The sequence below is a fragment of the Dietzia cercidiphylli genome, assembly GCF_014145145.1.
Taxonomy (GTDB): Bacteria; Actinomycetota; Actinomycetes; order Mycobacteriales; family Mycobacteriaceae; genus Dietzia; species Dietzia natronolimnaea.
In genome coordinates this window covers 1-11,751 of record NZ_JAALEA010000354.1, presented here as the reverse complement: position 1 = coordinate 11,751, position 11,751 = coordinate 1, and the positions used below count along the sequence as shown (strand labels likewise).

General features: G+C 68.1%; 11 protein-coding genes and 1 pseudogene. 5 read left to right on the top strand and 7 right to left on the bottom strand.

The annotated features are described in order from the left end of the window. Positions 1-10: 10 nt before the first annotated feature. Complete coding sequence (locus tag G6028_RS12790; protein WP_182659101.1) at positions 11-619, bottom strand: hypothetical protein; 609 nt, start codon at positions 617-619, stop codon at positions 11-13. A gap of 69 nt (positions 620-688) precedes the next feature. On the opposite strand from G6028_RS12790, the gene G6028_RS12785 reads away from it, so the two are divergent. Then, entirely contained in the window at positions 689-1,834 is a 1,146-nt protein-coding gene (locus G6028_RS12785) for an IS1096 element passenger TnpR family protein (RefSeq protein ID WP_182659100.1), read from the top strand. An 82-nt stretch (positions 1,835-1,916) separates the two neighbouring features. On the opposite strand, the gene G6028_RS12780 is transcribed toward G6028_RS12785, so the two are convergent. Next, entirely contained in the window at positions 1,917-3,170 is a 1,254-nt protein-coding gene (locus G6028_RS12780; protein WP_182659099.1) for a type II toxin-antitoxin system HipA family toxin, read from the bottom strand. After that, a complete protein-coding gene (locus G6028_RS12775; RefSeq protein WP_182659098.1) occupies positions 3,163-3,651 on the bottom strand; it encodes a helix-turn-helix transcriptional regulator in 489 nt (162 codons plus the stop codon). Before G6028_RS12775 ends, G6028_RS12780 begins: the two co-directional genes overlap by 8 nt. A 152-nt stretch (positions 3,652-3,803) precedes the next feature. Between G6028_RS12775 and G6028_RS12770 the strand changes: the two genes are divergently transcribed. The 4 genes from G6028_RS12770 to G6028_RS17725 all read left to right on the top strand — a co-directional run bounded on the left by G6028_RS12770 (position 3,804) and on the right by G6028_RS17725 (position 7,635). Further along, positions 3,804-4,376, top strand: a complete 573-nt coding sequence (locus tag G6028_RS12770) for an SOUL family heme-binding protein (RefSeq protein WP_182659097.1) — start codon at positions 3,804-3,806, stop codon at positions 4,374-4,376. A gap of 229 nt (positions 4,377-4,605) precedes the next feature. After that, on the top strand, positions 4,606-5,613 hold the full coding sequence (locus G6028_RS12765) for an LLM class F420-dependent oxidoreductase (RefSeq protein WP_241730736.1): 1,008 nt from the start codon (positions 4,606-4,608) through the stop codon (positions 5,611-5,613). A 166-nt stretch (positions 5,614-5,779) separates the two neighbouring features. Then, entirely contained in the window at positions 5,780-6,376 is a 597-nt protein-coding gene (locus tag G6028_RS12760) for a rhomboid family intramembrane serine protease (protein ID WP_182659096.1), read from the top strand. 161 nt (positions 6,377-6,537) lie between these two features. After that, positions 6,538-7,635, top strand: a complete 1,098-nt coding sequence (locus tag G6028_RS17725; protein WP_241730735.1) for a hypothetical protein — start codon at positions 6,538-6,540, stop codon at positions 7,633-7,635. Between the two features lie 68 nt (positions 7,636-7,703). Here the strand turns inward: G6028_RS17725 and G6028_RS12750 are convergent, their stop codons facing one another. The 4 genes and pseudogenes from G6028_RS12750 to G6028_RS12735 all read right to left on the bottom strand — a co-directional run bounded on the left by G6028_RS12750 (position 7,704) and on the right by G6028_RS12735 (position 11,219). Beyond that, positions 7,704-8,258, bottom strand: coding sequence for a cation:proton antiporter domain-containing protein (locus tag G6028_RS12750; protein WP_338404219.1), 555 nt, complete (start codon positions 8,256-8,258; stop codon positions 7,704-7,706). A 360-nt stretch (positions 8,259-8,618) separates the two neighbouring features. Next, positions 8,619-9,772, bottom strand: a pseudogene (locus G6028_RS12745) (FAD-dependent oxidoreductase). Then, positions 9,769-10,674: a DUF1295 domain-containing protein gene (locus G6028_RS12740; protein WP_182659095.1), complete on the bottom strand. Its 906-nt coding sequence runs from the start codon at positions 10,672-10,674 to the stop codon at positions 9,769-9,771. Before G6028_RS12740 ends, G6028_RS12745 begins: the two are co-directional and overlap by 4 nt. Before the next feature lie 296 nt (positions 10,675-10,970). After that, a complete protein-coding gene (locus G6028_RS12735) occupies positions 10,971-11,219 on the bottom strand; it encodes a DUF6480 family protein (protein WP_182659094.1) in 249 nt (82 codons plus the stop codon). Positions 11,220-11,751: the final 532 nt, after the last annotated feature.

Below are 11,751 nucleotides of genomic sequence, written 5' to 3'. Positions count from 1 at the left end.
GCGGCCGTCGTCATCGCTTTCGCGCTGGCACGTGAGCGATGTCGACGGACACCGGCCGCCACGAGATCCCGGGGATCGAACGCAGGGGAGCGAACGAGTCGGCAGCGCGCTGCCACGCGACGGACAGACTGCTCGCGATAAGGTCGGCGTCGGCGGGGTGGGCTCGCGTGGCGACGCGACGCAGGAGCTGGACGTCGGTGAGCTTGACCGTGACCGTCCACGTGATCGTCCCCCGGTCGTAGATCTCGGTGGTCACAGCGCTCTCAACATCGAGAACCCGGAACGCGCCCTCTTCGAGGAGTTCCTCCACACCGCCCGTAGGCCAGATCAGCCAGTTCAGTTGAGGCAGCGGCGGCAGGGTGGGATCGGGCCCCGCCTCCTCACTCGCCGGGTCCTCGATCACCGCACCGGAGAACGCATCGACCACCACCGTGTCCTCACGGTACTGGGCCAGTGCCGCCGTCACCGCCGCCGCATCGACGATGGCGACCTCCGCGGACACAGTGCAGGACCATGTCTCGCGGTTCCTGCCGGGACGGGGCCGCGCAGGCGAGGGTTGCGGGGTGGGCTCAGGCGCGGGCTCGGGTAGGTCGAACAGGCCGGGCTCGACAGTGTCCATGGCAGGTGAGACTACTTCTCCAAACGGGGGCGTCCCAGCGCGCCGCTCGCATCTCGTATCGTCGGTGAGGTGACGCCTTCGACAGATCGCCCCTACGGACCAGGCGACCTCACCGCAGACGAGTTGAAGCACGCGGTTCTCGACGCATTGGCGAGCGCGGGAGTCCCGCAGACCGAGTTGATGGCCTCGCTGGCGGCCGGGGCTGACTATCAGTCCCCGTGGGAACGCCCGGCCGTCAACCGGCGGCACCCGAGGCGCGAGACACCGGTGATCTACCGTGTCAAGGTCGAGCTGCTGGACTCGTCCCCGCCCATCTGGCGACGCCTGGACCTGCGCAGCGACCTCATGTTGCCGCGCCTTCACCTGATCCTGCAGGAAGCCATGGGCTGGACGAACAGTCACCTGCACGAGTTCGTCCACGCATCCTCGCGCCGGGACCGCGACGCCGAGCACTTCGCCTCCATGGACTACCCCGACGCCGGGGAGATGGGCGAACTCGACGAGGCTGACGTACGGCTCGACGAGCTGGCGCACAGCGTGGGCGATAGGTTCCTGTACCTGTACGACTTCGGTGACAGTTGGTGGCATCGCGTCACCGTGGAGAAGGTCCTGGAGCCCGACGACGACGACGACGAGATCCCGGATGCGACGGTGGTGGCAGGTCGCCGGGCATGCCCTCCGGAGGACTGCGGGGGGATCTGGTCATATAACGAGTGGATCGCCGGCGGCGAAGAGTTCGACTCGGATGGCTGGGGCCCGGAGGTACTCGAGTTCTGGGCCGGCTGGGACGCGGAAGAATTCGACCTCGAGGACGTTCAGCGGCGAGTGGTCGGAATCGCCGACACGCCAGCCACTCTCAGGGAAGTCCAGCGGGACGAGGCCGCGAAGCTGCAGATCCTGCTCGAACGGGTCGGCGACGGGGTCAAGCTCACCGCGGCCGGGTACCTGCCGCCGACGATGGTCGAGCAACTCATGTCCGACACCGGCTGGGACCGCAAATGGATCGGGAAGAACAATCGCGAAGACCTGACGTTCCCGATCTGGCAGTTGCGGGATTGGGCCCGCGCGCTGGGGTTGGTGCGCAAGTACAGGGGCGAGCTCCGGCCGACCCGCCGGGGAACCGCGCTGAAGAACGATCGCGATGCCCTGGCCGAGCTGATCACCCGGAGCCTGCCACACGACCGGCTCTACGGCACCCCGCTTGACTGGTGGTGACCCGGCCGGTTCCGCGCGGCCGGGTTCATGCGGGCCGGGGGAGGGTGGCGGCCCTCGTCGTCGTCGCCCCCTCTCGGACAACTCATCCGAACCAATTGAGAACCCGCCGACACTGAGCCTCGACCTCGGCCAGAAGCGTGTCTGCCAACCGGTTTTCGTCGTCAGTGCGCGGGGGGTGCTGTGCCACGGAGGAGCGGAGGGCGTCCGGCAATTCGAGGGCGTCAAGGTAGAGCTGAGCAGTGAGCACGCTCGGATCGAGGTCGTGGGCCTCCGCAAAGGTGACCCAGTGGCGGAGGGTGATCTCGTCGTAGGCGTACCGACTCCCGATCTTCATAGCGAGTCTGCGCTGACTCCGTTGTGGTGAGTACGGGTAGATCGACGCGATGTCATAGAGCGGTGCGAGCCGGGGTGGGGAATCATCGGCGTGAAGAATCGCGTAATTCTTGGCATGCGCGTCGGTGGCGCCGAGCAGAAAGTTGATCGCAAGCGCTCGAACGAAAAGCCAGACGTCTTCCTCGAGGCGGAGCGCCCGCAAGAAGGAGATGACATCGCCGGGGGATGGGCCTCCATCGGCCTGGTACTTACGCGACGGATGAATTGCGAGAGCTTGGCAGAGGTCCTCCTGATGGACACGGGTCACGGTTCCATCAGCGGCGACATAGCGGTCCCACCGTCGGCTGATCACAGCGGGAGTGCCGACGAAATCACTGTAGTCAGTGTTCGCCGTCGGCAATCCGACTATTCGGACGGCGTCCAGACACAGGACTTCGTTGTACGCCTGGCAGTGGAGATCGGTACCACCAGGCTTGATGATGTGCGTAGTGGGGATCGCGCCTGTCGCCTGATACCACTGGTCTGCTCGTCGGTGGAGAGCGATCTTCTCCTGAGCTCCTGCGAGCGACCAGTGCTCGCCGCGGGCCTGCCAGGATGCCTGTCTGCTGGAGACCAGCTCTCGGAGTCTCCCGCTGATGTCGGAGTCGGACATCGGTATGAGACTGCCTCCGTGGAGTTCGTCCATCGCATCGGGGCGGAGGAACTGAACAGCGCCTGCGCAATCGCGACCGACAACAGCGAGAAGAGAAAACGTGTTGCCTGCGACGGCCCCGTGATGGCGGGCGATCTGGACCCGCGCGGCCTGATTGTCGGGCAACAGTCCGTCGAGGAAGGGCTCGACCCGATCGGGGCCCCAGGCCTGACGGCGTCTGGGCATGGAGAGCGAGAGACTCCGTTCGGGGCCGGCGAGATCGTAGGAGAACCAGTGCTTGCCATGACGGTCCTCCGTCAACGTCCCCAGTCTCTGTCCAGACAGTAGGACCGCGAGTTCCTTGTCAGGCATCGGAGGACCGCTGGGTGATGTCATCTGCGACGGCGCGTGCACGGTGGGTCGCCCGGATGGCGCGTGCAGCGGCAAGCGCTGATTCGCTGAGGGGGGCAGGGTCCGCGGCAGGGTCCGCGGCGGTGAGGCCTTCGCCATCGTCCGCCGGCGTGTCGACTGCGTCGGGTGCGTCCATCGCCTCGGCCATATCGACAGCCTCGGGCAGGTGCCACGGGTGGCGGGCCGACTCGGCGGAGGGCGTGTCCGAGTCCGGCACCGGATACGCCAGTCGGATCGTGACGCCCAGAACGTCCATCATCGCGAGCACCTTGCTCAGTGACGCATTGGGAGCACGCCCGCTCTCGAAGAGGCTCACCCAGGAGCGTGTGAGATGGGCTGCCGCTGCGAGGTCGGCCTGGCTCATGCCGGCGGCGAGACGTGCGTCCCTGACCGACGTAGCGATATCGGTCAGAGTCCGGGCCCGAGCGGCGAACGTTGCCATGACGCTCCTGACGTTCGTTGTATCAGGCACAGCATAGATGTTCGGTTTATCGAACAAAAGGTCGCATGTGCGCTATTCCGAACTTTGTGTTGGTAGGGCACCGTGGGTGGACTTCTGAGCTGGTGGCGGACGACGGGCGTACCGTCGATCCCATGACCGAGCAGCAGCCGTACGAGGTGGTCCAGCGGTACCCGGAGTTCGAACTGCGGCGCTATCCCTCTCATGCCGTGGCGGAGATATCCGTTCGCGGGTCCTTCGACAGCGCCGGCAACCAGGCGTTCAGGTCGCTCTTCAAGTACATCACCGGACACAACGAGTCGGCTGGGTCCGTCGCCATGACGGCACCGGTCGTCCAGGAGCCGCCCGGCTCGGAGACGATCGCCATGACCGCACCTGTGGTCCAGACCCAGGCTGAGGACGGCGAGCACCTCGTCGCCTTCGTGCTACCCGCCTCGCTGACCGCCGCGACCGCGCCGGTGCCCACCGACCCTCGGGTGCGCATCAGACAGGTGCCCGATCGCGTCGCGGCAGCGGTGCGGTACTCAGGACGGTGGAGCGAGTCGGGCTATCGCCGCCACCTGGCCGACCTCGAGGCCGGGATCGCCCGGGCCGGGCTGGTCGCCACGGGACCGCCGAGGTTCGCCCGGTTCGACCCGCCCTTCAAGCCGTGGTTCCTGCGGCGCAACGAGGTCGTGCAGGACGTGGAGTGGCGCGACGGCGACTGAGCCCGGCTCGGTACGAGGGTATGGCCTGCGACGGATGCGCTCACTCGACGAGTGGTCACACCTGAGGGAATTGGGAAAAGCCCACCTGGGAGAACGTGATCAGGAGTGACCACGCGGCGGGTGGCCGCCGGCGGACGGCTCGGCCGGGGACTGTCCCGGAGCACCCCGCTGGCCCGCGACGAGCCGTCCACGCTGGCACCGTAGATCGGGCGAGGGCATTCTGGACGTCATGCCAGCAGACTCCAACCAGCCCGCTCCCAGCTCCGCCGCCGCAGCCAGCTCCGCCGCCGATCACGCGTCTGACGGAAAGGTCGGGCTGCGCGTCTTCGTCGAACCCCAGCAGGGCGCCACCTATGCTGACCAGCTCGCGGTCGCCCGCGCGGCCGAGGACCTGGGCTACGAGGCGTTCTTCCGCTCGGACCACTACCTCAAGATGGGCGACGTCAGCGGTCTGCCCGGACCCACCGACGCCTGGCTCACCCTGGCCGGCCTGGCCCGGGAGACCAGCTCCATCCGGCTCGGAACCCTGCTGACCTCGGTGACCTTCCGTCACCTCGGCCCGCTGGCGATCTCCCTCGCGCAGGTCGACCAGATGTCCGGGGGACGGCTGGACGTCGGCCTGGGCGCCGGGTGGTACGACGAAGAACACACCGCCTACGGCATCCCGTTCCCGCCCATCGGCGAGCGGTTCGACATGCTCGAGGACACCCTCGGAGCCCTGGAGACCCTGTGGTCGACACCCGAGGGAGAGACGGTCACGGTGCGCGGCAAGCGGATCGATCTGGTGGACTCGCCCGGTCTGCCCAAGCCGGTGCAGCAGCGGCCGCCGGTGATCGTCGGTGGCTTCGGCAAGCGCCGCACCCCCGCGCTGGCCGCCCGGTTCGCCGACGAGTTCAACGTGCCCTTCGCCGACGTCGACACCGTGGCCACCCAGTACCGCCGCGTCGACGAGGCGTGCGCCGAGCGCGGCCGGGCACCGGGGGAGATCGTGCGCTCGGCAGCCCTCGTGCTGTGCTGCGGGCGGGACGAGGCGGAGCTCGCCCGCCGCGCCAACGCCATCGGCCGGGTCGTCGATGAACTGCGGGCCAACGGCGCGGCCGGCACCCCGGATGAGGTGGTCGACACCATCGGCCGGTACTCGGCGATCGGCGCCAGGCGCATTTACCTACAGATGCTCGACATGTCTGACCTCGATCACCTCGAGCTGGTCGCTTCGGAGGTGGCGCGGCAGCTGTAGAGGAGTCCAGCGGCCCTGGTGTGCCATCCCTCGTTCGCGTCACCCTCGAGCGCACTCCGTGAGGTAATGAACCGCGGAGGAAGAACACCGAACTCCGTTGGTCCGATCGCCTCCGGGGCTGGCGGTTCCCCGCTCCGTCGGCGTTTCTCGAGTAAGGACTCCGCTGATGCTGTTCACGAGGTTGAAGAGCAGTCCCGCCGTCCTCGCGATCATCGCCATCCAGATAGTCCTGTACATCGCCCAGCTGGTGAACCCCGATGTCGCGGATCGGCTCGGTCTTCCGGGTCGTGCTGCGGCGTTGAGTGAGCGGCCGTGGAGTCCGCTGACCGTGATTTTCGTCCACGAACTCCTCGTACACGTCGTGTTGATGGTGTTGATGCTGGCGGCGTTCGGGCCACTGCTGGAGAAGTCCGCACGCGCCGTGGATGTGGTGGCGGTCTATCTGCTGGCCGGAGTGGCGGGCTCACTGGGGATGCTGGCCGCGACCGCTGCGGTCCCGGCGTGGGCGGAGGACGGGACCATCGTCGGGTCCTCGGCGGCGGTATTCGGCGTGACCGCGGCGGTGCTGGCGATGCGCCCGTCGTCACGGATCTTCGGCGGCACGACTACTCAATGGTTGGCCATTCTGGTCGCGATCAACATCGTGTTCCTGTTCTCGCTGCCGCTCGGTTCGGTGGGGCACCTGGTCGGAATCGCTGTCGGGTGGGTGTACGGGCGGTGGCTCAGGACGAGCTCGCGCCTCCATGCAGAGCCGATGGTGTGACGGGTAGAGGCACCGACCTCCACAGGAACCTGTCCCCAAACCGACACCTCAGGGTGTACGCGGAGACGAGTCGCAGCCTAGGTGCATGAGGGTCCAACTCCTGGCCATGTTCGGCAAATGGCCCCCTTCCGTTGGTTTCGGAATAGCGCTATTCTCTGAACATGGCAGTCGGAAACTCGCTAGGTTCCAGACCCCTCTCGGAGACGGAACTCTTCGATTCAGCGGCCGAAGCACTCCGTGCGAGAGTCCCGGCTGAGTGGGAGATCGATGTAGGCCAGGCTGCTACAACATCGTCCCTTGGCGGCGCAGATTCTCTGATGAACGTCGTAGCTCCTGATGGGAGCGTCGCTAGTTTTTGCGTCACCGTCAAGAACGCCGTCGTAGCGCGAGACATACCGTCGCTTAGGGAGAAGTGTGGCGAAAGTATGGCCCAGGTGCCGGGCAGTGCGTGCCTGGTGGTGACTCGCTATCTCGCGCCTGCCGACCGTGTGAGGCTCGACGATGCGGGAATTTCGTACATCGACGCGACCGGAAATATGAAGGTCTGGTCCTCTTCTCCCGCCTTCTTCCTATCGGATCGAGGTGCCGACAGTGACCCCTGGCGGGGGCCGGGGCGTCCGAGGGGCACCCTGAAGGGAGAGCCCGCCGCAAAGGTGGTCCGAGCGCTCGTTGATATCGCCGGCCCGTGGCGCGTGCGCGAACTCGCCGACATCTCTCGGGCCTCGGTGGGGTCGGTGTACCGGGTGATGCAGTTCCTCGAAGAGCAGGAGCTGGCCGAGCGGCTTCCCGACCGTCGGTTCCTCGTGCCCGACTGGGTGGCTCTTCTGCGCAGGTGGAGCGACGACTACCAACTTCTCCGGACCAATACGGTGACCCGTTGGATCGCTCCCAGGGGGTTGTCCGACCTTCTCGATACCGTGCGCGAGGACAAGGAAGGTGACTACGCGGTGACCGGGTCCGTGGCAGCAGCAGCGTGGGCTGCCTACGCGCCAGCGAGGTCGGCGATGGTGTACGTCCGAAACGCCGAGCGTGCAGCCGCGAACTGGGGGCTGCGCGAAACAGAAGCAGGGGCGAACGTGTTGCTGATCGAACCCGCGTATCCGGTCGTTATGGAGCGCGCCATGGCCGCGCTGGAGGGGCTCACCGTCGTGCGCCCGGCCCAGGTGGCTGTGGACCTCATGACCGGGCCCGGCCGGGCGCCCGCAGAGGCGAACGAGTTGATCGAATGGATGAGGGCACATGAACAATCCTGGCGATGACAATGGCGCATTCATCCTCGCGCACGATCTCCTCTCTGCGCTGCGTGAATGACCGGAGCCCCGACCAGTCACCGGTCCGCTCGGGCCCGCCGGCGGTCCAGTGCCCGCATGACCTGGGACGCGCTCGCGCCGTGGAGCACGAGGGAGGCGATGATGACCAGCGACACTGCCGGCCACAGCGACCAGCCGTCCTCCTTGGGGAAGTACCCCATCGCGTAACAGAGGTAGAAGAGCGAACCCACGCCGCGGACGCCGAACACGGACACGACCATCCGCTCGTCACGGCGGAGTGTGCGGTCCCCGAGGAGCGAGGCCCAGGCGGCGAGTGGACGGACCACCAGCAGGACGCCGGCCGCCACCGCCACGTGGGTCCACTGCAGGCGGGGGAGCGCGTCGGAGACGAACGAGGCGCCGATCACCAGCAGGACCAGCAGCGTGAGCAGGTGCTCGGTGTACTCGACGAACTCGTGGAAGTGCTCGTGGCGCTCGTCGTCACGCTCGGACGCGCGGACCCCGAGCGCCGCGCAGAACACGGCGAGGAAGCCCCACCCGCCCAGCAGCTGGCCGACGCCGTAGGCCAACAGGAGCGTGGCCACGGCGGCGGCGGGTTCGGCGAATCCCACGAGCCGATGGTCCCCCACGCGCACGCGGTAGACCGCGCCGGCCCGCCCGTCCGCCAGCTAGCCAGCCCGGCCGTCCGCCAGCCCGCGGGGCCCACTCGACGAATGGTCTCATCTGATGGATTTCGTCACACCCCACCTGGGAGAACGTGAACGGGATCGACCGAGCGATGAATTGGCCGCAAGGCATCAGCCACCACGCGGCGGCAGAGTCCGCGCCGGTCGGGGATTGCCAGCGGGTGTGTGAGGGGCGGGGTTGTCGTCGTCGTTCTCCCCGGCCGCCGAGAGTGAGGGCCTCGATCGCTCCGCGCCGAACAACCGGCGTCACCGAGCCCGCCGGCGCACCCCGCCGAACCAGCGTCGCTACCGCGCCCTCCGGCGCACCCCGCCGTAGATCACCTGATGGGTGATGAGCCGTTGGAGCACCACATCGGACGCCGGTGCGGGGACACGGACACCCCGGCCGGGCGGGGTGAAGACGATGAGTCCGTCGCGCAGCGGACCGAGCACCGAGCCCCAACGGCGCCTCGGTGGCCGGTAGTCGCGCAGCGGTCTGCCCTCGAGATGCGCTCGGATGTTGCGTGCGACCAGGAGGTGTCCGCGGTTGCGTGCGGAGGTGCGTCGGTGGCGGCCACATCTCCGACTGCAAAGACGTCACTGTGTCCGGACACCCGTAGCGTCGGCTCCACGCGGACGAAGCCCCGGTCGTCGAGCACCTCCGGGGGCAGCCACTCTGTGTTGGGCGAGACGCGGCCGACCGCCCAGATCACTACATCTGCTGTGGTCGGTGGCTGACCCGTCGTCCAGCTCACGGTGGCGCTGGTGAGATGCTCGTCGTCGTCGTCATTAAGGCCGCCGTGGCCCGCATTCCCACCGTCACCGTCCCCACCCGGCAGCTCCGCGCGGTGACCGGGATGCAGGCCCACGCCCAGGGCCTCCAGTCGTGTGCGCACCCGGTTCCAGACGCGGTCATGGTGATGGGGAAGTGCGCGGTCGCCGGGGAAGTAGACGTTCACGGCCTTGGCCGGCCAGCGTTCGGCCACCTGCGCCGCCGAGCTCAGGGCCGCCGCGCCGCCGCCGATGATCGCCACCGTCTCTGATGCCGCGAGGCGCTGGTGGGGGAGGAGGATGTCGGCGTCGACGCCGCGGGTGTCCTGGAGCGTGGGGTGGCGCCAGAATCCGTTGGTCACCCCGGTGGCGACGACGACGACGTCGTACGGTTCCTCGACAACCGTGCCGTCCGCGAGCCGCACGCGCACGATCCGCTTATCGGTGTCGAGGGCGGTCGCGCTGCCGTGCACGATCCGGACGGGGTCGAGGCCCCGGAACCGGCTGTAGGCGATGCGGTAGTCGCGCGTCCACGCCTCCGGCCGGGCCAGCCGCAGGCCGAGCTCCTGGCCGCTGACGAACTCCGGCTTGGCGGTGATGCCCACGACGTCTGCGTGCGCGCGGAGCGCGATCGCGGTGAGGACGCCGGTGTCCCCGAGGCCCACAACGACGACTCGGGGGCGGCTCACGCGGAGGTCGTGGTCCGGTTCTTCTCGTGCGGGCTCTTCTTGGGCGGGCGGGGGATGAACAGCGACACCCGCTCCACCACGCGGGCGTACTCGGGTCGCCGCTCGAGGCTGCGCTGCTCCATCATCGGGATGCTCACGGCGAGGAACATCGCCAGCATGGCAAAGGTGCCCACGAACACCCACCACGCGCCGGGCCAGGCCGAGAGGCCGAACAGGCCCATGGAGAACCAGATCCCGCATTCGCCGAAGTAGTTCGGGTGCCGGGACCACGACCACACGCCGGTGTCCATGACCTGTCCGGGCGTCCGGGTGGCAATGAAGCGGTGCATCTGCAGGTCGGCGATCGTCTCCAGGGCCAGCGCGGCCAGGCCGACGCCGAACGCCACGAAGTCCAGCCAGCCGAGCGGCTCACCGGCCCTGGTCGCCACCACGTAGACGGGGACGAGTCCGGCGAAGACCTGCAGGGTCGGGAAGACGTGGATGCCCATCAGGTCGGCCACGAACTCGAAGCGGCCGGCGCGCTCGCGGACCATCGGGTAACGCCAGTCCTCGTGGTGCATGCCGGGGAAGGTGCGGATCCAGTTGATGGTCAGCCGCACCGCCCAGGCCAGCAGCACGATCATCATGAGCCACCAGCGGACGTCGTTCACGCCCGCGTCGGCGGCGATCCACCAGTAGAACGCCAGCAGCGGTGGGATGACCGACCAGAAGGCGTCGTAGAAGGTGGAGTTCCCGTAGAAGCGGCTGAACGCGAAGATCACGACGGTCGCGATGAGGTCGGCGATCAGGCCGTCCAGCCACAACTGGCCGCTGTCGAGCCCCCACAGCAGCCACGCCAACCCGGCGCCGATGGCGATGATGTAAGCGATGCCGATCCGCAGGAGTGACGCAGCTTGACTCATGTCAGGCAGGGTAATGACCGTTCTGCGCGCGGGCCTGCGGAACGGTGAGATGTGGTGGGGCTGTGGAGTGGTGTGGTCTTGAGCGCTACCCGCTGGGCAAGGCCGCGTCCGCTCACCCCGGGTGACCGGGGGAGGGCCCGCGCTGGGTGTGCCCACTCGTCGACCGGTCGCATATGACGGATTCCGGGAAAACCCACCTGGGGAAACGAGATCAGGTGTGACCCCGCGGCGGGTGGTGCCCGGTGGCGGTGACGTGGCGGGCGGCGTTCACCGACGGGCCGACCATGGCCGTGTGGTCAGCCCAGGCCGAAGAGCCTTCCTGCAAGTCCCAGTGCCATGACCAGGACGATCAGCACGATGATCCCCAACAGCACGTAGATCCCGATGCGGGACCCGGACTTGGTCGGGCTCTGCCCGGTGCGTGCGCTGTCGGAGGCCAGCGACGTGGAATCCGAGTCCGGCGTCTGCGGTCCCGTGGGCGAGCCGCCGGCGTCGAGGTCGGGGGACTCGCTGGGATCCGGGTCTGACGGGAGGGAGTTGGCCATGCCCCACTTTTGCACGAGCGTCGCTCGGCGTGCCCGCGGGTGTCCGGTGCGGGTAGGGCCGGCGGGGACTTGAGTAACGGCTGTGCCGCCGCTGGAGGGGCAGTCGGAGGTAATCGCGCTGGGGTTCCAGACCGTCCCCGAGTTTCGCTCACCGACCTGGCCCGACGGTCCGGTTCCGCCGCAACTGCATCCGGACTCCTTTGTGGATCGCCGACTCCGAGCCGGCCGGGGGCAGGGGGCGCGGCCGGCCGCGAGGTTGAGCCAATGCGCCCCGTGGTGGCGTCCCGCCCCGGCGCATGACTCTGTCCCGTTAGACGCGAGTGCGGCGAGTGGTCAGAGCCGTCGGATTTCGTCTCGCCGGACCACGGTGAATGTGAGCGGAAGTGCCCTGTCGACGATATGAGGCCGGGCGACCGAGGCGAGGCGCCGCGGGGCCGCTGGCGATCGCCTCGGTCTGCGAGCCTTCGCGTCTGACCGCGTCTGACCGCGAACGATCGCCTCGGCCTAAGAACGACCGCGTCGGGGGGGGGGG

What these genes read in the sequence shown, in the direction of transcription:
- G6028_RS12780 (WP_182659099.1), bottom strand. Translation starts at nt 3,170, where the DNA reads ATGCCTGACAAGGAACTCGCGGTCCTACTGTCTGGACAGAGACTGGGG.
- G6028_RS12740 (WP_182659095.1), bottom strand. Translation starts at nt 10,674, where the DNA reads ATGAGTCAAGCTGCGTCACTCCTGCGGATCGGCATCGCTTACATCATC.
- G6028_RS12775 (WP_182659098.1), bottom strand. Translation starts at nt 3,651, where the DNA reads ATGGCAACGTTCGCCGCTCGGGCCCGGACTCTGACCGATATCGCTACG.
- G6028_RS12765 (WP_241730736.1), top strand. Translation starts at nt 4,606, where the DNA reads ATGCCAGCAGACTCCAACCAGCCCGCTCCCAGCTCCGCCGCCGCAGCC.
- G6028_RS12760 (WP_182659096.1), top strand. Translation starts at nt 5,780, where the DNA reads ATGCTGTTCACGAGGTTGAAGAGCAGTCCCGCCGTCCTCGCGATCATC.
- G6028_RS17725 (WP_241730735.1), top strand. Translation starts at nt 6,538, where the DNA reads ATGGCAGTCGGAAACTCGCTAGGTTCCAGACCCCTCTCGGAGACGGAA.
- G6028_RS12790 (WP_182659101.1), bottom strand. Translation starts at nt 619, where the DNA reads ATGGACACTGTCGAGCCCGGCCTGTTCGACCTACCCGAGCCCGCGCCT.
- G6028_RS12770 (WP_182659097.1), top strand. Translation starts at nt 3,804, where the DNA reads ATGACCGAGCAGCAGCCGTACGAGGTGGTCCAGCGGTACCCGGAGTTC.
- G6028_RS12735 (WP_182659094.1), bottom strand. Translation starts at nt 11,219, where the DNA reads ATGGCCAACTCCCTCCCGTCAGACCCGGATCCCAGCGAGTCCCCCGAC.